Origin of the sequence: Lysinibacillus sp. NPDC095746 (assembly GCF_044763535.1) — a bacterium.
Taxonomy (GTDB): Bacteria; Bacillota; Bacilli; order Bacillales_A; family Planococcaceae; genus Lysinibacillus.
In genome coordinates this window covers 30,655-53,917 of sequence record NZ_JBIWGL010000031.1, presented here as the reverse complement: position 1 = coordinate 53,917, position 23,263 = coordinate 30,655, and the positions used below count along the sequence as shown (strand labels likewise).

The 23,263-nt window shown below is 35.9% G+C and carries 25 protein-coding genes and 1 riboswitch; of the genes, 16 read left to right on the top strand and 9 right to left on the bottom strand.

Features of this window, described 5'->3' with window-relative positions:
* Positions 1–105 precede the first annotated feature (105 nt).
* The 3 genes from ACIQ7N_RS19475 to ACIQ7N_RS19465 are packed head-to-tail and all read left to right on the top strand — an operon-like array spanning position 106 to position 1,813.
* The gene (locus ACIQ7N_RS19475; protein WP_248716221.1) at positions 106–348 is read left to right on the top strand and encodes a hypothetical protein; all 243 of its coding nucleotides are present in this window, start codon (positions 106–108) and stop codon (positions 346–348) included.
* Between the two features lie 13 nt (positions 349–361).
* Positions 362–1,261, top strand: coding sequence for an FAD:protein FMN transferase (locus ACIQ7N_RS19470; protein ID WP_402935231.1), 900 nt, complete (start codon positions 362–364; stop codon positions 1,259–1,261).
* On the top strand, positions 1,262–1,813 hold the full coding sequence (locus tag ACIQ7N_RS19465; protein WP_402935228.1) for a ferric reductase-like transmembrane domain-containing protein: 552 nt from the start codon (positions 1,262–1,264) through the stop codon (positions 1,811–1,813).
* Between the two features lie 150 nt (positions 1,814–1,963).
* Here ACIQ7N_RS19465 and ACIQ7N_RS19460 read toward each other — a convergent pair whose 3' ends face one another.
* Positions 1,964–3,199, bottom strand: a complete 1,236-nt coding sequence (locus ACIQ7N_RS19460) for a sensor histidine kinase (protein ID WP_402935225.1) — start codon at positions 3,197–3,199, stop codon at positions 1,964–1,966.
* Complete coding sequence (locus ACIQ7N_RS19455; RefSeq protein ID WP_402935222.1) at positions 3,199–3,870, bottom strand: response regulator transcription factor; 672 nt, start codon at positions 3,868–3,870, stop codon at positions 3,199–3,201. The genes ACIQ7N_RS19460 and ACIQ7N_RS19455 overlap by 1 nt, the downstream gene beginning before the upstream one ends.
* Positions 3,871–4,032: 162 nt before the next feature.
* Between ACIQ7N_RS19455 and ACIQ7N_RS19450 the strand changes: the two genes are divergently transcribed.
* Positions 4,033–4,923: a DMT family transporter gene (locus ACIQ7N_RS19450; RefSeq protein WP_402935219.1), complete on the top strand. Its 891-nt coding sequence runs from the start codon at positions 4,033–4,035 to the stop codon at positions 4,921–4,923.
* 36 nt (positions 4,924–4,959) lie between these two features.
* On the opposite strand, the gene ACIQ7N_RS19445 is transcribed toward ACIQ7N_RS19450, so the two are convergent.
* On the bottom strand, positions 4,960–5,646 hold the full coding sequence (locus tag ACIQ7N_RS19445) for an ArsR/SmtB family transcription factor (RefSeq protein ID WP_402935216.1): 687 nt from the start codon (positions 5,644–5,646) through the stop codon (positions 4,960–4,962).
* 84 nt (positions 5,647–5,730) lie between these two features.
* Between ACIQ7N_RS19445 and ACIQ7N_RS19440 the strand changes: the two genes are divergently transcribed.
* The 6 genes from ACIQ7N_RS19440 to ACIQ7N_RS19415 all read left to right on the top strand — a co-directional run bounded on the left by ACIQ7N_RS19440 (position 5,731) and on the right by ACIQ7N_RS19415 (position 9,537).
* Positions 5,731–6,039, top strand: a complete 309-nt coding sequence (locus ACIQ7N_RS19440; RefSeq protein WP_402935213.1) for an antibiotic biosynthesis monooxygenase family protein — start codon at positions 5,731–5,733, stop codon at positions 6,037–6,039.
* Positions 6,040–6,151: 112 nt separating this feature from the next.
* A complete protein-coding gene (locus ACIQ7N_RS19435; RefSeq protein WP_402935210.1) occupies positions 6,152–6,358 on the top strand; it encodes a hypothetical protein in 207 nt (68 codons plus the stop codon).
* 220 nt (positions 6,359–6,578) lie between these two features.
* Entirely contained in the window at positions 6,579–6,896 is a 318-nt protein-coding gene (locus ACIQ7N_RS19430) for a PadR family transcriptional regulator (protein WP_274068724.1), read from the top strand.
* Positions 6,896–7,441, top strand: coding sequence for a DUF2812 domain-containing protein (locus tag ACIQ7N_RS19425; RefSeq protein WP_402935206.1), 546 nt, complete (start codon positions 6,896–6,898; stop codon positions 7,439–7,441). The genes ACIQ7N_RS19430 and ACIQ7N_RS19425 overlap by 1 nt, the downstream gene beginning before the upstream one ends.
* A 371-nt stretch (positions 7,442–7,812) precedes the next feature.
* Positions 7,813–7,971, top strand: a complete 159-nt coding sequence (locus ACIQ7N_RS19420; protein ID WP_369128053.1) for a DUF3951 domain-containing protein — start codon at positions 7,813–7,815, stop codon at positions 7,969–7,971.
* A gap of 366 nt (positions 7,972–8,337) precedes the next feature.
* The gene (locus tag ACIQ7N_RS19415) at positions 8,338–9,537 is read left to right on the top strand and encodes an MFS transporter (protein WP_402935203.1); all 1,200 of its coding nucleotides are present in this window, start codon (positions 8,338–8,340) and stop codon (positions 9,535–9,537) included.
* 114 nt (positions 9,538–9,651) lie between these two features.
* Here the strand turns inward: ACIQ7N_RS19415 and ACIQ7N_RS19410 are convergent, their stop codons facing one another.
* From ACIQ7N_RS19410 to ACIQ7N_RS19390, 5 genes are all read right to left on the bottom strand, one after another.
* A complete protein-coding gene (locus tag ACIQ7N_RS19410) occupies positions 9,652–10,932 on the bottom strand; it encodes a Na+/H+ antiporter NhaC family protein (RefSeq protein WP_402935200.1) in 1,281 nt (426 codons plus the stop codon).
* A 107-nt stretch (positions 10,933–11,039) separates the two neighbouring features.
* Positions 11,040–11,147, bottom strand: a riboswitch (SAM riboswitch).
* 224 nt (positions 11,148–11,371) lie between these two features.
* Complete coding sequence (locus tag ACIQ7N_RS19405) at positions 11,372–11,719, bottom strand: hypothetical protein (RefSeq protein ID WP_402935198.1); 348 nt, start codon at positions 11,717–11,719, stop codon at positions 11,372–11,374.
* A gap of 30 nt (positions 11,720–11,749) precedes the next feature.
* A complete protein-coding gene (locus tag ACIQ7N_RS19400) occupies positions 11,750–12,079 on the bottom strand; it encodes a fluoride efflux transporter FluC (protein ID WP_402935195.1) in 330 nt (109 codons plus the stop codon).
* A complete protein-coding gene (gene crcB / locus ACIQ7N_RS19395) occupies positions 12,076–12,438 on the bottom strand; it encodes a fluoride efflux transporter CrcB (protein ID WP_402935192.1) in 363 nt (120 codons plus the stop codon). Before crcB ends, ACIQ7N_RS19400 begins: the two co-directional genes overlap by 4 nt.
* A 695-nt stretch (positions 12,439–13,133) precedes the next feature.
* The gene (locus ACIQ7N_RS19390) at positions 13,134–13,559 is read right to left on the bottom strand and encodes a VOC family protein (protein ID WP_402935189.1); all 426 of its coding nucleotides are present in this window, start codon (positions 13,557–13,559) and stop codon (positions 13,134–13,136) included.
* Positions 13,560–14,095: 536 nt separating this feature from the next.
* Between ACIQ7N_RS19390 and ACIQ7N_RS19385 the strand changes: the two genes are divergently transcribed.
* Positions 14,096–15,838: an ABC transporter ATP-binding protein gene (locus ACIQ7N_RS19385; RefSeq protein WP_402935186.1), complete on the top strand. Its 1,743-nt coding sequence runs from the start codon at positions 14,096–14,098 to the stop codon at positions 15,836–15,838.
* A complete protein-coding gene (locus ACIQ7N_RS19380) occupies positions 15,835–17,568 on the top strand; it encodes an ABC transporter ATP-binding protein (protein WP_248716202.1) in 1,734 nt (577 codons plus the stop codon). Before ACIQ7N_RS19385 ends, ACIQ7N_RS19380 begins: the two co-directional genes overlap by 4 nt.
* Positions 17,569–17,621: 53 nt before the next feature.
* On the opposite strand, the gene ACIQ7N_RS19375 is transcribed toward ACIQ7N_RS19380, so the two are convergent.
* Positions 17,622–17,993 carry a hypothetical protein gene (locus ACIQ7N_RS19375; RefSeq protein WP_132361056.1) on the bottom strand — a complete coding sequence of 124 codons (372 nt, stop codon included), beginning with the start codon at positions 17,991–17,993 and terminating at the stop codon, positions 17,622–17,624.
* Positions 17,994–18,160: 167 nt separating this feature from the next.
* Between ACIQ7N_RS19375 and dacB the strand changes: the two genes are divergently transcribed.
* From dacB to ACIQ7N_RS19355, 4 genes are all read left to right on the top strand, one after another.
* Positions 18,161–19,594 carry a D-alanyl-D-alanine carboxypeptidase/D-alanyl-D-alanine endopeptidase gene (dacB, locus tag ACIQ7N_RS19370; protein ID WP_402935181.1) on the top strand — a complete coding sequence of 478 codons (1,434 nt, stop codon included), beginning with the start codon at positions 18,161–18,163 and terminating at the stop codon, positions 19,592–19,594.
* Between the two features lie 278 nt (positions 19,595–19,872).
* Positions 19,873–20,712 (top strand): MBL fold metallo-hydrolase, encoded by an 840-nt coding sequence (locus ACIQ7N_RS19365; protein ID WP_402935178.1) that lies wholly within the window; start codon positions 19,873–19,875, stop codon positions 20,710–20,712.
* Positions 20,713–21,583: 871 nt separating this feature from the next.
* Positions 21,584–22,516, top strand: coding sequence for an LCP family glycopolymer transferase (locus ACIQ7N_RS19360; RefSeq protein WP_132361050.1), 933 nt, complete (start codon positions 21,584–21,586; stop codon positions 22,514–22,516).
* Between the two features lie 491 nt (positions 22,517–23,007).
* Entirely contained in the window at positions 23,008–23,136 is a 129-nt protein-coding gene (locus ACIQ7N_RS19355) for a hypothetical protein (protein WP_402935174.1), read from the top strand.
* Positions 23,137–23,263 lie beyond the last annotated feature (127 nt).

Genomic DNA, 23,263 nt, shown 5'->3' with positions numbered 1-23,263 from the left:
GGCGACTATCTCCTATAGGAAACCCAACAGATCCCCAGTTGTCCGGATCAACTGGAAATTCTATCGGAAAGAGCTCTTACTACTAATATACGAGGGGGAAGTACTATGAAAGATCCGAAAAAGGCAAAATGGGTATTAGGGGCGTCAGGGATACTTTTATCTGCAGCGATACTAACCCAAATTAACAGTCCAACAGAAGCCGAAACTAGACGTACAAATAATGTTCAGGAAGTAGATCAGAAAAATATGACGAAGAAAGAAAAAGAACTCGTACAGCTGGATTGGACAAACTTTGAAATTACAAGTCAGCCTGCTGTCAAAAGCGAGCGCAAAACGAAAAGAACTTAATGGAGTTGGTCGTGTGGATACACTAACTTTGCAAATAATGAATACTGAATTTTATCTAGCTATGCCAAAAGGTGTTCATGTCGTATGGAAAGAAAAAGCTGAGAAATGGCTTCAATATGTAGCAAAAGAATGGTCAAGATTTCAATCGAATAATGAATTAGCACAACTAAATGATTTGGCAATTGGCGAAATGTTACGCATTAGTTCGTTACTATATGATTGTTTAATGCAAGCGGATCAATATTATCAACTTTCTAATTGTTTATTTTCACCGTATCTTAAACGCCAATTAGAACAGCATGGCTACAATCAATCTTTTCCATTTAATGCAGCAAACAGCAAGGCATTTCAAAACAAACCTCTGATTGCAGATCAACCATTTCAATTTTTAGGCGATGAGCAAGTAATGAAGGTAGCGCAGCAGGAAATTGATTTAGGTGGATTTGCTAAAGGATATGCCATTGAAAAATTGGCGAATTGGCTTGAAGAAGAGATATCTCCTGATTATGGACTAATAGACGGGGGAGGGGACATGAAAATGTGGTCTTCTGGGGACAAGACTTGGACAATCGGTGTTGCAGATGCCTGGGATATCGACAAGGAAATTAGCTCGATTAGGATGAAAACAGGTGCCATCGCTACATCTAATCGAGTTTATCGAAGCTGGACGCAAGGAACACGGAAGAAGCATCATTTATTAAACGGACAAACAGGTGAAATTGCAAATACTGAGGTATTACAAGCTTCAGTCGTAACGACCTCTTTATGTGATGCAGAGGTTGGTGCCAAACTGTGCTTTCTTATGGATGAAAGTGAATTGCAGCAATGGTTCGAAAATAATTGTCAACATAGTGCCCGTTTCATTGTTAAAGAAGGGCAAGTAGCAAACTGGAGAATGACGGGGGTGAAATAGATGATCATCAGTACGTGGGAATGGATTCGATTATTAGGGTTTTTAGCGTATTTTTACTTTACAATTTCCATTATATTTGGGTTATTGAGAAAATCATCATTTGTCAAATCCTATAAAAATTTAATATATCATATACATCAAAATGCGGGATGGCTAGGATTAATCACCGTAATAGCACATATGTTAGTGCTTTTAATCGATCAATATGAGCCGTATAGTATACTAGGAATTTTAATTCCATTCTCAGCTAACTATCAGTCTCTACCATCGGCACTTGGAACAATAGCATTTTATTTGTTTTTAATGGTCATAATGACATCGGATTTATGGATTCGTACAATGAATCGCTCCTTATGGAAAAAACTTCACTTTCTTGTGTTACCAGCATGGTTATTATCACTCGTTTATGGAGTGCTAATTGGAACGGATACAGAAAATAAGTTGGTTATTATGTTTTATGTGGTTTCGGGGGGGATGACGATGTTAGTGCTTGTAGCGAGAACAGTAAGTCAGCTCATGAAAAGAGTAAATATTTCAACGTCACAACAATAAATCCATTATGCCTCGGCATAATTGTAGCTGACGCTTCGCTTTCGCTCAGAAAACATTTGCTGCTGACGTTTTGCTTTCGCTACAGAAACAGATTGATAAAAGAAGTTAACAGGAAGCGGTGCCATTTTAAAAAGCAGCGCTTCCTTTATGTTATATAGGGAATTCAATATGAAATATAGTGCCTTTACCTACTTTACTTGTCGCGTAAATTTTCCCATCATGTTGCTCCACTATTGCTTTTGCTATGGCAAGACCTAAACCAGTGCCATTTCGTTGACGCGCAGCATCACTTCGGTAGAATCGCTCAAACACTAAAGGCAATTCCTGTTCAGTCATACCAATGCCGCTATCAGCAACAGTAATTTTTACAGAATCTCTTTTTTTAAAAAGCGTCAGTGTTATTGCTCCACTATTTGTATATCTAATCGCATTGTCTAAAAGAATATAGAGTAGTTCTTGTATTTTTGAAGCATCACCAGGTAGCTCGATGTTTTCTTGGATTTCAGTAGAAAACTGGATGTCAGGAGGCATAATCCTTTGGAATTTCGTGCCCACTTTTTTGAGTAAAGTTGATAATGGTATGATTTCTTTTCGAATGGAAATTTGTTGCTGATCATGTCTTGCTAAGAATAACATTTTATCTATGAGCTCTTTCATTATTTCAGATTCATCTTTTAAATCCGTAATTAATTCTTTTCCAAAAGGGCTTAATTGCTTTGCTTCTTCTACTTCTAAAATTTCAAGTGAACTATAAAAAATACTTAATGGTGTTCGTAATTCATGGGATGCATCGGATACGAATTTTTTTTGTTTATCGAACGACCATTGAATAGGTACCATCGCTTTCCCAGCCAAATAATAGGAAAGTAGACCGATTAAGACCGTTGAAATACAAGTTAATAGCATTAGTAAATACTTTGTCATTTGAAAAAAATGATGCTGTGACGTCATAGATTTACCAACGATTATATAACCAGCTACCATATCATCGTTAAAAATTGGCTTTTTTAGAAGTAGAAAATGCTCATCTTGCCATTCATAATGCTGTACGAGGTCCTCACCTGGATTTCTATCGCCAAACGTTTTTTCAATCTGATTTTTCAGTCCCTTGTAAGATTCATCACCATGAACAAACTTATGATCCTTTGTGTAAATATAGTAAAAAAAACTGCGATTTGGATCGTAACTTAAAGTTTTAGTATTGGCATGTACATGTTCAAAGAAATCGTGCTCTTGCTGTACATAAAAATCTTCTAATTCGTTTATTTGTTGATTTTCCATTAATTTTGCGAGGGAAAAGTATAGAACAATAACGAATAGTGAAAATAGCAAAAAATAAAGCGTTGCATACAAAAAGGATAATTTTTTTTTCGTTTTATGAAACATTAGTCTTCCCTCAGTTTATAACCAATCCCTCTAACATTTTGAATACGTGATTTGGATTGGCCATCATCAATTTTTTTTCGAACAAGCTTGACTAAAGCATCTAAGGAATTATTCGAAACATCGTAATCGTAGCCCCAAATATAAATGCAAATTTGTTCTCTCGTTAGTACACGACCTTTATTGATAAATAAATATTCTAACAGTAAAAATTCGTTTTTTGTTAGATCTATACTTTCATTATTGTACAAAAACACACGGGAATCTACATTCAGCTGTAATTGATCTATTTGGATGACCTGTTCTATTACTTTATCTTTTCTTCGTAATAATGCACGAATTCTTGCTAACAATTCCTCTATTTTAAATGGCTTTACTATGTAATCATCTGCGCCACTATCAAGTCCTTTAATGATGTCCTCTGTGTCGTCCTTCGCTGTTAGCATTAAAATACTATTATTGAATCCTGTATTTCGTAACTGCTGACACACTTGAATTCCACTAAGGTTCGGCATCATCCAATCTAAAATAACAAGATCGTATTGCTCTGTAAGCGTATGGTCTAGCGCTTCCAGACCGTTCTCCGCTTCTGTCACATTGTGAAATTCTTTCTTTAGAATATGAACGATATTTCTTCTTAATCGTGCATCATCTTCTGCTAGTAATATTTTCAAGGCAGCTTCCTCCTAGTACCTATATTCAACTAAGTATACGCATTAAAAATGAAATGAAACTGAAAAAGTTACTTCCTCCGTTATATGTATTTCATACTTCGATAAGAGTTGTAGTTTTTCCTATCTATAATGTCCTTAAATATAGAAATAGGAGGACAAATAATGAATATTTATAAATTTGCAGCATTGTTAGTTTTAACGACATTTTTAATGGGATCTTCGTTTGCTATTGTTAAATTGGGATTGCCTTATGCATCTCCACTGTTATTGGCTGCACTCCGCTTTATACTGGCAGGGATTTTGATGGCTGTCGTCGTATTAGCGATAAAAAGACCACATCCCACTTCAAAAGAAGGCTGGATGAAAATTTTAACGATAGGGGCGTTTCAAACTACGGGTGTAATGGGCTGTATTTTTTTAAGCTTGCGGACAATTACGGCAAGTGAATCTTCTATTCTAACATTTACGAATCCGTTATTTGTCGTCATATTTGCTACAATATTTACGAAAGCTCGTTACCGATTGTATCAATGGTGTGGTGTTTTCTTGGGGTTAATGGGTGTTACGATTACAATGGGTATGCAGATCGGAGGAAAAGTCGGCATTCTTTTTGGTATTCTTTCAGCTATTTTTTGGGCAATTGCAACATTACTGGCTAAAAAATGGGGTGTTTTATTGGATACATGGGTGCTATCAGCCTATCAAATGCTTTTTGGTGGTTTACTACTTTTAATGGCAAGTTTCGTATTCGAACATCCATTTTTTACTGTGAATGTTCATTCAGTATTCATTTTATTATGGCTTAGCATTTTCTCGTCAATTGTTCAATTTGCCGGCTGGTATTATCTTTTACAACATAGTGATCCTGGAAAAACGAGTGCCTTTTTGTTTTTAGCTCCTTTTTTCGGTGTGATAACAGGCTGGCTATTATTGAATGAACCATTAAAACCATCGTTAATCGTAGGAGGGCTGTTTATTATTGCTGGTATTTATTTAGTGAATCGCAACTTTACGGCTTACCCAAGAAAAATATCCGCGGAGCGTCAAGTATAGTTTGTCCGCGGAAAGAAGGCAAAGCTTTGTGCTAGTTTAAACATCTAACTGAAAAACTTCTTTAAAGCCAGCCCTTCCTTTTTCAGTCACTTTAATGGCACGAATAGACGGGACACGAGCCACCCATCCCAAATTTAATAAATGGGCAAGGATCCCCTGACCAAGAGCACCAGCTAGATGATAACGGCGTTCACTCCAATCCAAACATGCAGGGGAAAATGATCGACGCTTTCTTTTTAATTCATCTAAATTAAGACCGAAATCCGTAAAAAATTGTGCACCTTCAGATGTTATAAGAAACTGCTTTTCTTCTCGCTTTAGATAGCCTGCGTTAAGCAAAAAGTCTGTTAATTGAACGCCTAGTTTACCAGCTAAATGGTCATAGCAGGTTCTTGCATCCTGTAATAATTTCATTTGGCTAGATTGTTTTAAAGAACGAACTTCAGGGGGAGGAGAAATCGCTAAGAAAGATTCGAGAAAATGAGCAATTTCTTCGTCCGCTAACTGAAAATATCGATGACGACCTTGCTTCTCTACTTTCACAAGTTTACCATCTACTAACTTTGCAAGATGAAAGCTAGCAGTCTGGGGCTTAATAGCTGCCATATAAGCTAATTCACTGGCAGTGTGAAAACGACCATCCATCATACTAGCAAGCATCGTAGCTCTTGAAGTTTCCCCTAGAAGCGAAGCGATTTCAGCCATGTTTGGATTAATACCCATTTGTCACAGTCCTTTCTACATTCCATATTTCGATTCAGTATATATCGTTTACAATAATACATAAAAAGGTGGTAGTAAATAGCTATGAAAACATATTATGCCGTAATTTTCACATCACAAAGAACGGACGAGGATGGAGAAGGCTATGCCAAGATGGCAGAAATGATGGATAAACTAGCACAAAAACAGCCTGGTTTTCACCGTGTAGAAAGTGTCAGAAATGCAGAAGGGAAAGGCATTACTGTATCCTATTGGGAATCACTAGAGGCCATTCAGGCATGGAAAGCCAATTCAAAACATCTAGTAGCACAGCAATTCGGAAAAGAAAAATGGTATATGCAGTACAATGTGGAAATTTGTACAGTCATAAAAGATTATTCTTTCATAATGTAAATCGAACGCCATGTCCTATGGCAATTTATCCGTAGCGAAAGAAAGACGACAGCTTTATTGTTTTTTTGCGCGAAAGCGAAGCGTCAGCGCCAAAGCTTCGTACAATCAAGCGTTGGAGGACTATGAAAAATTAGATGTTGATCTGCAACAACAAGCCAATGTATCTTATCGACAAACGAAGCGAGAAAGTGTAGATAGTATCGTATTATCAAATGATATGAAAAACCATCGCATTATTTGGGAAGAAAATATAGGTGTTGTTAACGCTGAGCAAAAAAATCCGGCTGATTCGTACTTTAGAGAACTACTATGTGATTAGCAATAAGTTTTTGTTGTTCAATAAGGACACGAAAAAAGAAATGTTCAGATATCAGCTACGTTGGAATCGCCTAATTTAGTGAAAATTAAAGAGCGAAGAATTATTGATCCCCTCTAAGTATCGACTTTTGAGGGGATTTTTTATAGAGTTGCTCAATATATCATAAAGTGATATATTATTTAATGATATATCGTTTTGTGATATATTGGAGGTGTAGACAATGAAATCATTAGAGCAGTTAACTGATTCTGTTTTTTATATTATGGCTGCCTTAACGGAGCCTCGACATGGCTATGCGGTCATGAGTTTAATAGAGGAGACAACAAAGGGTACTTTCGTAATTGGTCCTGCATCCCTTTATACAATTATTAAAAAACTATTAGCTGAACGACTTATTCAGCTACATGATGATTCGGATTCTCGGAGAAAGGTCTATGTCTTAACGGATAAAGGTCGAGATATATTGCTTGAAGATATTGAAAGAAGAAAGGTCATGATTCAGTTGGCAGAGCAGGGACTACAAAGGGGGCAAAAATAGTGCGAAATAAAAGATATATGGCATCATATGGTTTAGCTTTTTCTGAGGAGCGCGATATGAAAAAATTAAGTGAAAAAGCTGCAAAAGGTTGGCATTTAAAAAGATTTCGATGTGCGGGCTATGGTCTAGAGAAGGGTGAACCACAAGACGTCATTTTTAGTATTGATTATCGTAAATTATCGAAGAGTGAAGAAGAGGAGTATTTTGAGTTATTTGCTTATGGTGGCTGGACACATGTTTGTTCTAGTACTGATATGCATATTTTTAAGGCAGCACCAGAAACTACACCCATTTATAGTGACGCTGAGTCTTCTATTGATAAATTAGCACGTCTTGCAAAGCCTGTAAACCTAGCAGCATCTATTGCTCTTACTATAACGATGGTTTTGTGGGTAATTATGACATTTACTATTGGAACAATTCAACACATTGCAGACCAAGGATTTATATATTCCTTTATTTTTACTGTTCCAGCAGTAATGACTTCTGGTGGAGTTTACTATCATATGTGGAAAAACCTACGCTTAAAATCCAAGCATATATAAAGAACGAACAGCTGAAGCTTATCAGCTGTTTTTTCATGTTGTTTGAAAATTAGTATGTCAATGAAATACAAAATGGAGGGATTACCGTTACAACTAGGGTGTTCGATGGCCGCTTGGTCCAACAGGATGTTTTATGCGCGAGATCATAGTGCTACGAACACTAAACGACAGGGAAAATTTACTTAATGTCGAAGTATAATATGTAGACCATTAGAATATAGATATTTAATTACATTTAAAATTTAAGATCATTATGTTTACAATCTGGGCATGTCCAATATTTGATGACAATATAATCGTACAGTTGCCTACATTAATTGGTAGTACACTTGCAAAGTAGAAAAACCATAACGAAAGGATAGGATGATGGCATGAATATTGGGAATAGCATAGCGCTTATTGTAAGTCTGATTTTTTCAAGCATTTTGGTTCGGGCAATATATCGCGTTTTTGTGAAAAAGAAAGTACCTACTATGACGTATACACCATTTGATAATGCTATGGATGGTAGAGGTAAACATGACAATTAAGTAAGTGGTGGTTACTAACATCAAACAGTAGAGGTGCAGGCTTTAAATAACTAATAGTATAAAATATGAGAATCTACTATTATTTCAATATGAGATAATAGTAGATTTTTTTCTTTTATCGATAATAAGATTTATGAAGGAATTTTATCCTGTATTTGGTATTATTTATTCAAGGGATAGTCAATAGTTTTGACAATCTACCTTTTTTTATAGATCAAAGAATGATTTTGTTTTTTGGAAGGTTAACTCTTTTCGCTTTGCGTATATCAGAACTTTACCCTGATACTTAACTTCGCTCGTGACTAATTAAAACAGTTACTTTATGTGAACTCGCAGCAGATTCGGATTTATTTTTGGGGGGATAATATGATTCAAGGTTCTTGGAGAGCATTGGTATGGATTGGATTATCAGAATTATGTGCATTAAGCTTATGGTTTAGTGCATCAGTGATTGCACCCGAATTAATTGAAATTTGGAACCTTAGCTCCAATTCAGAAGCTTGGCTTTCGGCTGCTATTCCTATTGGCTTTGTAATAGGATCATTGTTTAGTTCCTATTTTGGGGTTGCGGACCGCTTTAATTGCCGAAAGATTTTTGCGATTTCAGTTTTTCTAGGCGCAATATTAAATGTCTTACTAATTCTAGTCCATTACGCTTTTTTAGGTATTCTACTTAGAATTTTAACGGGTATAACTCTTGCAGGTGTTTATCCAATAGCAGTAAAAATTTTATCACAATGGTTTCCACAAAAACGTGGGTTTGCAATCGGAGTCTTAATAGCTGCATTAACATTAGGATCATCATTACCACATTTTGTAGTTATGTTTTTCTCTTCGTTAAATTGGAAACTCGTGATAATTAGTACTTCAGGATTGGCTTTATTATCGGCTATAATAATAACTTATATTTTAGAAGATGCCCCAATTGTACCTAATAAATCGCCTTTCTCCTTCAAGTTAATAAAAAAAGTTATTTTGAATAAACCAGTAATGCTTGCGAACTACGGTTATTTCGGGCATATGTGGGAATTGTATGCGATGTGGACATGGCTTCCAGCTTTTTTGACAGCTAGTTTCTTAACTTATTCACCAGAAATTCCTCATTGGTTTATTGCATTATCCTCCTTTATTTCAATAGGAATTGCTGGAGGGATTGGTTGTGTGATAGGGGGACTAATCTCGGATAAAATCGGAAGAGCCAATTTAACGATTATTTCTATGTTTATTAGTGCTATCTGTTCGCTAGTAATAGGTTTTACATTTGGGCAGTATATTTGGTTAACGTTAATAATCTCCATGATTTGGGGGATGTCTATCATAGCTGATTCCGCCCAATTTTCAGCTGCAGTTTCAGAAATAGCCGAGGTTGATTATGTAGGTACAGCCCTTACTTTTCAAATGTGTATTGGTTTCTTACTTACTATATTTTCAATAAACCTAAGCCCGATTATACAGGGGATTATTGGTTGGGAGTGGGTTTTTACAATATTAGCGATTGGGCCTATTCTTGGAATTGGATTTATGGTCAAATATAGACGTTTCGAAATAACTAGTGAGAAAGTGTAATTTGTAATTTTTAAGTAATATCTTATCACAATAAAAAATCCAATTGTTTTGATTATTTCTTGCAAAACAATTGGAGTAATTTAGTGGTAAATTAATGTTTTTTAAGTATGAAGCTCAGGCTTTCTTTCCTTTCGGGTATCCGATGAGGATAGCGATGGTTCCGCAAATTCCTATAAGGACTGGATAGAAAGAGTATTGCAACATGCTCACTGGTGAAATTCCGGCTACACTTGCGGCTGCCAGGAATTGGGCTCCGTATGGTAGGAGGCCTTGAATCGTACAGGAGAAAATATCTAATATACTTGCGGACTTTCTTGGCTCAATCTCATACTGTTCCGCAATATTTTTTGCAAGCGGACCAGCAATTAAAATAGCAATCGTATTATTGGCCGTCGATAAATTAGTTAGGCCTACAAGACCGGCAATACCAAATTCAGCACCTTTTTTCGATTTAATCCTTTTTGTTGCAAGGTGAAGTAGAAAGTCAATCCCACCGTTATACTTTATAACTTCCACCATTCCAGCTATTAATATCGCAAGGAATGCCATTTCATACATGCCTGCCATTCCTTCGCCGATCTTTTGAAAAAGGCTCATTAAATGATAGCTGCCATCCGCTAAGCCAACAGCCCCGGCAAGAACAATCCCAGATGCTAGAACAAGGAAAACATTCATTCCAGCTAACGCTAAAATAATGACCAAAATATAGGGAACAATTTTTACCCAATTATAGCTTAAATGCTCCACTTGCGCAGTTTCACCCATTGTAATGAACCCTAAAATAAGACTCGTTACAATAGCTGCCGGCAAGACAATCCAAAAATTTACCTTAAATTTATCCTTCATTTGTGCACCTTGTGAACGAACGGCAGTAATGGTTGTATCTGAAATAAAAGATAAATTATCGCCAAACATCGAACCACCAACAATCGCTGCCATTACTAAAGCCATGGAAAGCTCGATATGCTCGCTTATGCCAACTCCAATGGGCGCTAGCGCAACAATCGTTCCCACTGATGTCCCCATTGATAGGGAGATAAAGCAGGCAATGATGAATAAGCCTACAACAAGCAGATTTGGCGGAACGACCGATAAAGCAAAGTTTACAGTGGAATCCACTGCCCCCATGCCTTTTGCTACCGATGAAAAGGCCCCAGCCAAAAGAAAAATAACAACCATTAGCATGACATTTAAATTTCCTGCGCCTTTGCAAAAAATATCAACCTTTTGCGCAAACGATTCTTGTCGATTCATCGCTAAAGCGACAGCGCCTGAAATGGAAATGGCTACAATGACAGGAAAGGCGTAAAAATCACCTGTAATAACCCCTGAGCCAATAAATAAAATCAAAAACACAACAAATGGGATTAGCGCCCATGGATTCTCTTTCTTCATGTCTACCTCCAAAAATAAAATTGGACACGTCTTTTGTCCATTCTTTTTACGAAAAAAAGGCCTCTTCTTGTACTAACAAGAAGAGGCCTTATATCTATAAAACACTCCTCTTATCTATCAAGCCTTTGCCTGCTGGATTTGGCACAGTAACTTAAATCATAAGTTCCGCTGCCGAGATTTCATCGGGCCAGTCCCTCCATCTCTCTTGATAAGAAGCAAAATATTATTTTTTTCACAATAATAAATATTAAAATAAAAATTCAATTTTTGCAACATATTTTTATTTGATTTTTATTTTAAAGCTATATTCTGAAAAGTTTTTGAGGAAAATATCCGTAATATGCTTAGAGCACCTCGATTTAACAGTTGTAGGGAATAAAAGAAGTGTTGCAGCAATTGCAACTTTAAAAGGAAGCGCCCCTGGGACAGCAAAGGGCGCTTAAAACATTTGTGGTAAAAATTCCGTCATAAAGCGTTGGTTTTTACGCAACCATATTTTTAAAATCATACGATGTGTTAGAAGTCGTTGTCTTTTTTGTGGTCTAGCCTTGGCCTCTATTAAACTTTGTAGTAGAGTACATGTTTCTGTTGCAAATGCTTGAGGGTCAACGAGGACGTCAAGCTTATAATCAATTAATTGTACCGCCTGTACCTTTGCAAGTAATTGTGCAAAGCGTGTATTCATTTCTAGAAAGTTTTCTTCTAGTTCTAGGTCGATTAAACTATATAGTGTTTGTTCAATGTCAGCTTCAAGCGCTTGTAATTGTTCAATGGATGGCTGTGTCAAAAAATCACCTCTAGTTTTTTAAAAATGCGGCTATACAAGGTAAAAGCCAAGTGTAGCGAAAAATAAGCCGAATATAACTGTAGTGCTTATATAAACAATCGCTTGTCTCCATTTTTGCTGCTCCAAGAGCGTCAAACATTCAAAACCGAATGTCGAAAAAGTCGTATAGGCTCCTAAAAAACCAATCCCTATTAAATGCCAAAACCAATCACTTAGATGTAGCGCAAATAAAAAGCCAAGCGCAAAAGACCCTGTTATATTAATAAAAAATGTTGCCCATGGGTATGTATGGACAATCAATTTTCCTAGATAAAATCGTGTTAGTGCACCTAAAAGTCCACCGATACCAATAATTATCATACGATGCGCCCCTTTGCTAGTTTAAATCCTAGCCATGCACAAGCTAAACCGCCAAAAACACTTACTAATATATAAAGAACGGCTTGTAGCCATTTACTATCCTGCAAAAGCAATAGTGTTTCTAAAGAAAATGTCGAAAAGGTTGTAAAGGCACCAAAAAAGCCAGTACCAATTCCTATAATAACAGGCGTTCTCTTTGTAAACATTGTAAATAGCCACGCTAAACAAAAGCAGCCAATTAAGTTCATACAAAGTGTCGCAAATGGAAAACCACCGTTATTTGAAAGTGCTTGGCCAAGGCTATATCGACAGATGGCACCCAAAAATCCGCCAATTCCAACAGCTAAAAATGATTTCACAGTAAAGACCCCTTACTAAAATGTCTATATTGAAAAGTGTATCATGTGCACACTATTTTAGATATATTTCTACCAGTTAGATTCAAAAAGATCACCGTTTTACGTTCCAAAATACTTCAGGTAAAGTCCCTATATCATAGCAAAATTATTGTTTCAAATACGATTACATCGTTCAATTGAAATCTCCGTCGACGGAAAACACAATAATACAAAAATAATTATTACAATAGAGCTGGTGCCTTCAAAAGCACACTATAAAGTTCAAAACAATAATTGATGTTTAAGTTTGACGCTCGAGTCTCTTATATTCAACTTGCACCGATGGATGTTGGCGTGAGCGAAGGGAATGGCATTTTTACACCCTTAATGGAAAGCAGGGGACAGTCTCGGTGTTTACTATTCTTTAATTTTTTTGGGGAGGATGGGCGATAAATTAAAGTTAGGTGATAAATTAAAAAGTTAGGCGAAAATCTAAAAATTATTCCGATCAATTGCTGGAAGCCCCTCTCGAACTAGATTTGTTCGTTTAGGGTCCAGAATTGAAAATTTTGTAATCGTATTTTGTGAAAAATTAAGGACACTACTTACCGTTTTTTTTGAACTGGATTCTTTTTATCACTCTGCCAGCTATTTAACACAAGTAGTGTAACAGATAACGTGTTTTTGCTGTTGCAAACAAATCATAATTTTTATTACTATAATTGACCTTTAACATTGTCAATGACAGTATCAAAGTCTTTATTGGAATCGACACTTTCCGTTATTGTAAAAACATATCCATTTGGATCTTCTAAAGTTAATTCTTTTGCATTCCATGGTTGAACTGTCGGTTTTTGAATGATATTTGTTTCATTTTCCAGTGCAGCTTGATAAATACTATGAATATCACTAGAAAATAAATTAATAATGACTGAGTCACTAGTGTTGACTTCTTCATCCTGTAATAACATCAAATCTTGGTACTTTGCGCCTCTTAAATGTGTCATTGAAGTTGTTCCGTTAGCATCTGGAAAATCAAATACTGAATTGAAATTTAGTACATTTCCATACCATTCTTTTGACTTTTCAATATCTTTTACTTTTAGCTTTACAAATAAGGGCATTTGATAAAATTCATTCATGTCTATTTCCTCCTTTAGGTTCATACAAACTAACCATAAAGGTTTACGCAGCGTTAAAGTCAAGACAAAAAGTTATAGATTTTTGTGTTACATTTTAGGATTTTAGCAATTCATCGCTTTAAAGCGTTAATTTTTTTCTAAAAAACAGAAAAAATACCAGCAAGTTAGTTGACAAATATTTCTAAAGTATGATAATCTTCAATAACACTATATCAATCTTAAGTAAAGGAGGGCATGACGATGTTAATTTTACCAGTATCATATCAAAGTACAACTGCATACATTGTCCATGTCTTCTAACATTTTTATTTTGCGTTGCAAATAAATGGCATGGTAACTCCTTGCCTTTTATGAAGAGACACATGCTCTTTTTTTGGGGTATGTGTCTTTTTTTGTGGCAAAAAAGGGTTGTAGTGATCATAAAAAAGGAGTGTATGTGTATGCGAAACAAAGGACAAAAAATGATTTTCATCAAGAAATTTATGGAGAGTGGGTAGCAAAGTTTTAACAGCACTTGAGAAAGAAGGTTATAACGTATGTTTGATGTTTTAAGTAAATTAAGCTGGTTTTTCAAGAAATACTGGAAGCAATATACAATAGCCGTTACGCTATTAATGATTGCGAGTGGCTTAGAAGTTGTTCCACCATATTTACTAGGGTCAATTATTGATATATTGACTGCTGGTGAAATGACACCAGCTCTATTAACGAAGTATATTTTGATTTTCCTGTGTATCATTGTTGGGGGTTATGCCCTAAATTTTGTGTGGCAATTCAGATTATTTGAAGGGGCTATTAACTTAGAGAAAATTTTACGCCGCAACCTTATGCAGCATTTTTTGCGTATGACACCAACTTTTTATGAAAAAAATCGTACTGGGGATTTAATGGCCCGTGCGACCAATGATTTAAACGCTGTGTCGCTAACTGCTGGATTCGGGATTATGACATTGATTGATTCCACAATTTACATGGGCTTTATTATTTTCGCCATGGGTTTTATGATTTCGTGGAAGCTTACTTTTTTTGCAATGCTGCCAGTACCAATTATGGCCATCCTTATTCAATATTTAGGGAAGATTGTGCATGAACGCTATATGAAGGCGCAGGATGTTTTTGGAGAGCTGAATGATAGTGTTCTAGAGTCGGTGGCAGGAGTGAGAGTTGTACGGGCATACGTACAAGAAAAAAAGGATGAAACAAATTTTGCAGAGATGAGCGAGATTGTGTATGAAAAAAATATGCATACTGCAAAAATTAACGCCTTGTTTGGACCGATTACAAAGGTCGGTACTGGGATTAGTTATGTTATAGCGCTTGGCTACGGTGCTCATTTAGTAGCGACTGAGGCTATGACAGTTGGGCAGCTTGTAACGTTTAATGTTTACTTGGGGCTAGCAGTTTGGCCAATATTTGCAATTGGGGAACTTATCAATGTGATGCAGCAAGGTAACGCTTCACTTGATCGTGTACAGGAAACGTTAAACTACGAGATGGATGTTCAAAATATTGCAAATCCTCAAATGATTTCAACACCAAATGCGATTGGCTTTGATGATTTAACATTCCAATATCCAATGAGCCAGGTGAAAAATCTTCAGCAAATTTCGCTGTCGTTGAAAAAGGGGCAAACACTTGGCATTGTAGGTAAAACAGGAGCGGGTAAAACGACCTTCCTACGACAATTATTACGCGAGTATCCAATCGGTGAAGGACAGCTATCGATTGATGGAGTCGATATTACTGCCCAAACGAAGGAGCAGTTACTCGACTGGATTGGTTATGTTCCACAGGATCATGTTCTATTCTCACGTACTATTCGTGAAAATATTTTATTTGGGAAAGAGGATGCTACACAGTCTGAATTGCAGCAGGCGGTTCGTGCAGCATACTTTGAAAGGGATTTAGAAAATTTACCAATGGGCTTAGAGACCCTTGTTGGTGAAAAGGGTGTATCTCTTTCAGGTGGTCAAAAGCAACGTGTTTCCATTGCGCGTGCTCTTATTAAAGACCCTGAAATTTTAATGCTTGATGACTCGCTTTCTGCTGTAGACGCCAAAACAGAGGCAAAAATTATTGAGAATATACAGCGAGAACGTCAAGACAAAACGACCATTATTACAACACATCGTTTATCAGGAATTCAGCACGCCGATTTAATCATCGTGCTAGACGAAGGTCAAATTGTAGAGCAGGGAACACATGAGCACCTTCTTTCACTACAAGGATGGTATAAAGAGCAATTTGACCGTCAGCAGCTAGAAGGAGGTGCCTCATGAGTACGAGTCAACGTTTAACACGCTATGCCATGTATTTTAAAAAACCGATACTACTTGGATTATTTTTCTTGACAATCGCCGTTTTTACGGAGCTTGTTGGGCCGTTTATTGCGAAGCATATTATTGATAATTACATGACAATTGGCCGCATTGAATTTAAACCAATTACTTGGTTATTAGTTGTCTATTTACTTTTAGCAATAGCTACAGCTGTATTACGCTATTTTATGTATATCTATTTACAAATGGGTGCTAACCGTGTTGTACAAAAATTACGTAAAGATGTATTTGGGCATATTCAAACATTGCCAATTCAGTACTTCGATAATTTACCAGCAGGGAAAATTGTTGCCCGTGTCACGAATGATACGGAGGCTGTTCGTAATTTATACGTTCAAGTACTTTCAAACTTCGTTACAAGTTTAATTTCTATTGTGGGTGTTTATATCGCACTCTTCATTTTAAATTGGAAAATGGCATTCCTAGCACTGGCTATGGTACCAGTCGTTTATTTATGGATGATTTTATACCGTAAAGTTGCTTCGAAATATAATGATGTTATTAGAACGAAAATTGCCGATATTAACGCAATGATTAATGAGTCAATTCAAGGGATGACGATTATTCAAGCATTCCGTCGTGAGCAGCAAATGACGAAGGAATTTGATGACATGAATAATGAGCATTATGCATATGAGCGCAAGTTGCTTTTCCTCGATTCTGCAACTTCCTTCAACCTTGTTAATACATTAAGACTTCTTATGTTTACAATCTTTATTTTTTACTTTGGTACACAGTCATTTACAGCAACGGAAGTTATTTCTGCGGGGACATTATATGCCTTTGTTGATTATTTAACGCGATTATTTAATCCGATAACGAATATTGTCAATCAATTTTCTCAGCTTGAACGCTCACTTGTTGCAGGAAAGCGTGTCTTTGAGGTGTTAGATATTAACGGGGAACCAGTATCTGAAAAAAGTTTACCTAGATATAAAGGGAATGTGGTGTTCGAAGATGTTTCCTTTGCTTATAAAAATGATGAATACGTATTGAAAAACCTGTCATTTGAAGCACACCAAGGTGAAACCATTGCCTTAGTAGGTCATACAGGATCTGGTAAAAGTTCTATTATGAACTTATTGTTCCGTTTCTATGACCCTTCTAAAGGGAAAATTACGATTGATGGAATTGATATCACTTCGGTTCCTCGCCAAACAATGCGTGAACATATGGGCATTGTTCTACAGGATCCATATTTATTTACAGGCACTATTGCTTCGAACGTTAGCCTGAATAATCCTAAAATTTCACGTGAAAAAATAGAAACGTCATTAAAAGCTGTTGGTGGTGAGCGTGTTTTAGCGAACTTGCCAAATGGCTATGATGAGCCTGTTATTGAGAAGGGGAGCACACTGTCATCTGGACAGCGTCAGTTAATATCCTTTGCGCGTGCGCTTGCCTTTGACCCAGCTATTTTAATTTTAGATGAGGCTACTTCTAATATAGATACGGAAACAGAGGAGATTATTCAGCATGCGATGGATGTGCTAAAAAAAGGACGTACAACATTCATTATCGCTCACCGACTTTCTACTATTAAAAATGCAGATCGTATTCTTGTCTTAGATCGAGGTAAGATTGTTGAGCGTGGTACACATGATGAATTATTAGCGCAGGGCGGCATTTACGAAAAAATGTATCAAATGCAGGCGAATTCATTGCAATAATTTATGGAATACATGAAGCCCCACTCTATGAAAAATAAAGTGGGGCTTTCTATTTAAGATCTTACATTTTTAAAGACATTGACAACAAAGAATAGCACTGAAATTGCCACTGCGATACCGCCACCAGATACAAAGAGTTCAAATAACCAGTTTGGTACATCTATATAAACCATCATCATACCGACTAAAAGGAACGGTAATCCGATATTGTAAAACCAAAATTGTGCTTTGGCTAAACCTGTCTCAGCGGCATCTTTATATACAGAATAAATTATGCCGATTAAACCAGTTGTTAGCCAACCTACAACACCAATATGTGCATGTGTCGTCTTCCAGTCGAGTTGATTTGTATAATGCATAAACAGTCCAAAGGCCATAACAATCACTAAATATAAAACTGAAATCTTTATCCATTTAGCACCCATTTAATAAACAACTCCTTTCCCGAAATGATTTAGCAGCTATTACAGTTTATTCCTGTCGAATAAAAAAGATGACATTTTGTAAAATAAAAAAGTGTTTTATTGTATAATGCTAATTTTTTCCGTAGAATAAAAGCATGAAAAGTAGAAATTTGCCAATTGGAGGGTCTATGAAAAAGAAGATTAATTTTTTAATAATGATTTTATTGGTCTGTTACTCGACCATCATCTTTGTTGAGAAGGCAGGTGCTAGTGAGCAAATGATGACAACAAAAGTGAATAGTATTATTGCGAAGAGTTGGAAGAACAACGAGTACAGCATTACCGTACGAGATATAGAAACAGGTAATGTGCTCTACAATAATAATGGTGAAAAAATGATACGTCCTGCCTCTACGCATAAGCTTTTAGTTAGTGCCGCTGCATTGGATTTATTAGGACCAGATTATCGCTTTGCGACGAAGACGTATATCGATGGATCAATTGAAAATGGTGTACTTTACGGTAATATTTATTTACAGGGCGGGGGAGATCCAACGCTTCTACCTAGTCATTTAGAGTCATTCGCCAATGGCCTGAAAAAAATGGGTATCTCTAAAATTACGGGTTCTTTAATAGGGGATGATACTTGGTTTGATGCAGATCGCTTACCGAAGGGTATTGTACCTCAAGAAGAGAATCAACCTTATGCTTCACGTATTTCAGCATTAACGATTTCGCCAAATGATCAATATGATATAGCAAATGTGCAGGTGAAAGTGACAGGCTCAAAGGTTGGTACTGCAGCTAATGTTCAGCTCGTTCCGTTTGCAAGTAGTATCCCGGTTGTTAACAAAACGAAAATTGTTAAAAAGGGCGAGAAAAGTACTGTGAAAATTACAAGAGAATATGGTACAGATCGAATTATTGTAACGGGTAACTTACCAGCAGGTTCGCAGAAAAGTACATATGTAACTGTCTTTAATCCAACTCTATATACACTCGATGTATTTCGGGAAAAATTAGTAGCAAAAGGTATCCAAACAATGCCTCTTGAAACTGGGAAGGTACCTGAAAATGCACAGCAAGTAGGTATTTCGTATTCAAAGCCATTAACTGAGATTAACTTTAAATATTTAAAGTTAAGCATTAATGGCATGGGTGATATGTTGACAAAACAACTTGGACGAGAGTTACTCGGAGAAGGAAGCTGGTCGGCTGGCATCCAAGCAATTCGTACATATGGTAGTGATAATGGGCTTACTATGGATCAATGGTATTTTGTAGACGGTTCAGGTTTAAGTCATCAAAATCGAGTTAATAGTATGCAAGAAAGTCTATTATTATATAAAGTTCGAAGTAAATCCTGGTATAACTCATATTTAGATGCATTACCGCATGCAGGAAAAAAGGGCAGCCTTGTTGGTGCGACTTTAGAAAATCGTATGAAGGGCTATAGTGTATCTGCTAAAACAGGCTATATTTCTGGAACATATTCTTTGAGTGGTTATGTAAAAGGAAAAAGTGGTAAGTGGTATATCTTTAGTATTTTAACACAGGCGAATAAAACTTCAGCCATCCCAACTATTGATGAAATTGTTAAACAGATTGCAAATGAAATGTAAGCTTAATGGCTTAAATGAGCATGTACAAAGATGATAAAAGTAAAAATCTTGCTAATTCGCTTTTGTAATGATGAAAAAAGCTATACTAAACATAAAGCTATTTTTAAGCTGAACTAATTTTTGTATTAGTTCAGCTTTTATTTATGATTAAAGCTATAAGTTGGAATGCTTAAAATAAGTAGTTCAATATTTATGATTTGCATTGTTCTAGAAAAAGATTAACCATAAATCACACCTCACTCTTTTTTGTTATAATTAACAAAAAAAGGTGGGGTTATATGAAATTAACTATTTTAGTAGATAATAATACTTTAATTGATCGCTATTTTTTAGGGGAACCTGGGCTTTCTTTTTTTATTGAAGAAGATGATAAACGTATCCTTTTTGATACCGGATATTCTGATGTCTTTATAAAGAATGCAGAGAAAATGAGAATTGATTTAAGAAATCTAGATTATGTTGTTTTGTCGCATGGGCATGTGGATCATACATGGGGACTGACGCATTTAATTAGACTATATATGGAAGCAAAAAATGAAGAAATACTATACAATTCGCCTAAGATTATTGGCCATCCATTGGTTTTTAACACTAAACTATTTGACCCTGTAGGAGAGATAGGGAGTATCTTATCTCATGAAAAGTTAAGTAGACACTTTCCAATCCGATTAACGAAAGAACCATTATGGCTAACAGATCGACTAGTATTTCTAGGGGAAATTAAAAGAATATTTGATTTTGAAGGAAAAGATTCTATAGGGCAAGTTGTGACAGATCAAGAGCGTGTTAATGACTTCGTTTTGGATGACACAGCGATCGTTTATAAATCTTCAGAAGGGTTAGTTATTATCGTTGGATGTGCACATGCTGGAATATGTAACATTATCGAATATGCCAAAGAGGTATGTCAGGAAGAGAGAGTAGTTGATATTATTGGCGGATTTCATCTCTTACATCCGACGAAAGAGCAGTTAGATAATACAGTTCATTATATTAAAGATCTTAAACCTACTAAGCTTCATGCTTGCCATTGTACAGATTTACACGCTAAAATAGCTCTTTCGACAGTTGCTTATTTAGAAGAAGTTGGAGTAGGATTACAACTTTCATATCTATAAGTTCAATTTTGGACAATTAGCAATTTGGGCAAGAGAAATTGGTGAAATACCTATTATTTCAGATATTAGAGATTATAAACAAAACTATTCTCGACTTTTCGACAATCCATCCAATACCCCATCACACATCAATCTAAGGGCTTATGTGTAAAGACATATGAGCTCTTTATTCAGAGGAAATAAAAAAATAGAAGTGATAAGGCTGCAAAAAACGGTTTAATATTTTACAAAATTGCTCTTCTTATATAATCAAATCACTACCAAAAATACGGAAGTAATACCCCAATCAATTGGCATTCCCAAAACCACGGTGATCATCAGTTTTTCGAATATGGGAGAATAGAAAAGGTATGTGCACATTAAGAGTGACCGGATTTGAAGGTGCACATAACCCTCTATATAAGTTAATACATATGACTATTCGAAAACCTGGTGACAAAAACTGTTTCATCTTATTCTGAATTAACATATTTCAAACAAAGAATTTGAGAAGTTAACTAAATATACGTATGATTAAAGTAAATATCCTATGAGCCAGCTGGATAGTATTTATTCCTTGATAAACAATCTGCCCCGATTGTTGAACACAGGTTAAACAGCACTCTTAAACTAAGCTGTTTCATTAGTTGAATTACGGATAAAAAAATAAAACATAGTGGAATCAAATAAAGTTTTTTGTCATAAAGTTAGCTGACACTAAATAAATGAGGGGGTATTTAAAAATAAAAAGATTAGGATGTCGTACATTTAGTAAATACTAGTGTACGTCTTTTTTTCGTCCAATATGCATATAATTAGACTATATTAACTTTTTTCCAACTTAAAACGTCAAAAAGAGGGGTAAATTTTTTTTGCAAGAGAGGACTTATGTATGGAAAAAAATATGAAACGCTCTAAAGAAAAAAAGAGCAAGAAGAAAATTTGGCTATGGATAGTAGGTAGTTTATTAACAATTTTTTTAATTTTTATAGGTACTGCTTATTATACAATCCAAAAAACGATGAATAAAATAAATACACCATTACTTGAAACGACAGGTGATGAAAAAGAACAAAAAATAGTTACGAAAAAAGATCCGTTTTCTGTGTTAATGCTTGGAGTAGATGAACGTAAAAATGATAGTGGCCGTTCTGACACGATGATAGTCATTACCGTGAATCCTGAAAAACATACGATGAAGATGCTCAGTATACCTCGAGATACTCGTACAGAAATTATTGGACATAATTCCGTCGATAAAATTAACCATGCCTATGCATTTGGAGGCGTCCCAATGGCGGTGAAAACGGTGGAGCATTTTTTAGATATACCAATTGACTATTATGTGTTTATTAATATGGAAGGCTTCCTGCAAATTATCGACACGATTGGTGGGGTAACAATTGATAACGATATGGATTTAACTTATAACTCCTACCATTATCCGAAGGGGGAGATCACTTTAGATGGTGATAAGGCACTGATTTTTTCACGTATTCGTTATGAAGATCCCCGTGGTGATTTTGGTCGTCAAATTCGACAACGTCAAATTATTGAAGCGGTTCTGAAAAAAGCCTCTTCGACATCTTCTATTTTATTAAAGGCTACAGATATGCTTGATGTAGTAGGAGACAATGTCCGTATGAATTTTACGATGAAGGACTTAATCCAGTTACAAAGTATTTATAAAAAAATGGATGGTAAAATTGATCAGTTATCATTTAAAGAGGGAAATGGTAAAAGAATTGATAATATATGGTATTTCATGCCTGAAGAGACAGAGCTAGAAAAAATAAAATCGGAATTAAAAGCCAGTTTGCAATAAAAACTTAGGTGTGACAATTTGAGTATGATAGCTGTAAATCTATTGACAATGAAGGGAGGGAGATCAATGAATGGGAGGACCCAGGTGCTTAGGTATACAGCTCTAAACAATTGCATGCAAAGCTATGTGCCTAAGCGTAAGGTTCAAAAAAGTCGAGTCAGTTCAGCCATGCGACATTTACAACTATTGTGTTTAAAAATTTTTATATGAAAAATAAAAAAAATCATTCAGGTAGGGTGCATGCCTAGTTGAATGGTTTTTTTATTTTTTTCAGCAGGTATCCAACACGCTAAAAATCAGGAACTCAGTCTATGAATGCCACGTCCTGTGAATTACGGAAATGATCAACATCGGTATGCCCTCATGTAGGCTACAGCACATAGTCGATTTCGGACGTATTTTGCCTCGCTATAAGTGTTTTGAATTGATCGTTTGAAAAATCAGAAAATTGATGTATAATTTTATTAGAAATGGTTGAGGGAGTGATTGTGTTGATTATAGGCACAATTTTATTAGTAGTTGCAGTACGTGCAGGTATTGGTTTAGCAGTCGACTTCATTAATAGCAGCATCACTCTACTACACAAAGTAACCATTCTTACTCGAAAAACAAAAGAATAGGATGCACCTAGGCAAAGTTATAAAGTAACTTTGTCTATTTTTGTGGCTCATAATCCATTTGTCATAGACGAGACCATGGAGCTGAAGAGAAATAGATGATCTCTCGATGCCCCTTGAAGGCCTCTAG

What these genes read in the sequence shown, in the direction of transcription:
- ACIQ7N_RS19475 (WP_248716221.1), top strand. Translation starts at nt 106, where the DNA reads ATGAAAGATCCGAAAAAGGCAAAATGGGTATTAGGGGCGTCAGGGATA.
- ACIQ7N_RS19465 (WP_402935228.1), top strand. Translation starts at nt 1,262, where the DNA reads ATGATCATCAGTACGTGGGAATGGATTCGATTATTAGGGTTTTTAGCG.
- ACIQ7N_RS19460 (WP_402935225.1), bottom strand. Translation starts at nt 3,199, where the DNA reads ATGTTTCATAAAACGAAAAAAAAATTATCCTTTTTGTATGCAACGCTT.
- ACIQ7N_RS19450 (WP_402935219.1), top strand. Translation starts at nt 4,033, where the DNA reads ATGAATATTTATAAATTTGCAGCATTGTTAGTTTTAACGACATTTTTA.
- ACIQ7N_RS19445 (WP_402935216.1), bottom strand. Translation starts at nt 5,646, where the DNA reads ATGGGTATTAATCCAAACATGGCTGAAATCGCTTCGCTTCTAGGGGAA.
- ACIQ7N_RS19440 (WP_402935213.1), top strand. Translation starts at nt 5,731, where the DNA reads ATGAAAACATATTATGCCGTAATTTTCACATCACAAAGAACGGACGAG.
- ACIQ7N_RS19430 (WP_274068724.1), top strand. Translation starts at nt 6,579, where the DNA reads ATGAAATCATTAGAGCAGTTAACTGATTCTGTTTTTTATATTATGGCT.
- ACIQ7N_RS19420 (WP_369128053.1), top strand. Translation starts at nt 7,813, where the DNA reads ATGAATATTGGGAATAGCATAGCGCTTATTGTAAGTCTGATTTTTTCA.
- ACIQ7N_RS19415 (WP_402935203.1), top strand. Translation starts at nt 8,338, where the DNA reads ATGATTCAAGGTTCTTGGAGAGCATTGGTATGGATTGGATTATCAGAA.
- ACIQ7N_RS19410 (WP_402935200.1), bottom strand. Translation starts at nt 10,932, where the DNA reads ATGAAGAAAGAGAATCCATGGGCGCTAATCCCATTTGTTGTGTTTTTG.
- ACIQ7N_RS19400 (WP_402935195.1), bottom strand. Translation starts at nt 12,079, where the DNA reads ATGATAATTATTGGTATCGGTGGACTTTTAGGTGCACTAACACGATTT.
- ACIQ7N_RS19390 (WP_402935189.1), bottom strand. Translation starts at nt 13,559, where the DNA reads ATGAATGAATTTTATCAAATGCCCTTATTTGTAAAGCTAAAAGTAAAA.
- ACIQ7N_RS19385 (WP_402935186.1), top strand. Translation starts at nt 14,096, where the DNA reads ATGTTTGATGTTTTAAGTAAATTAAGCTGGTTTTTCAAGAAATACTGG.
- ACIQ7N_RS19380 (WP_248716202.1), top strand. Translation starts at nt 15,835, where the DNA reads ATGAGTACGAGTCAACGTTTAACACGCTATGCCATGTATTTTAAAAAA.
- ACIQ7N_RS19375 (WP_132361056.1), bottom strand. Translation starts at nt 17,993, where the DNA reads ATGGGTGCTAAATGGATAAAGATTTCAGTTTTATATTTAGTGATTGTT.
- dacB (WP_402935181.1), top strand. Translation starts at nt 18,161, where the DNA reads ATGAAAAAGAAGATTAATTTTTTAATAATGATTTTATTGGTCTGTTAC.
- ACIQ7N_RS19365 (WP_402935178.1), top strand. Translation starts at nt 19,873, where the DNA reads ATGAAATTAACTATTTTAGTAGATAATAATACTTTAATTGATCGCTAT.
- ACIQ7N_RS19360 (WP_132361050.1), top strand. Translation starts at nt 21,584, where the DNA reads ATGGAAAAAAATATGAAACGCTCTAAAGAAAAAAAGAGCAAGAAGAAA.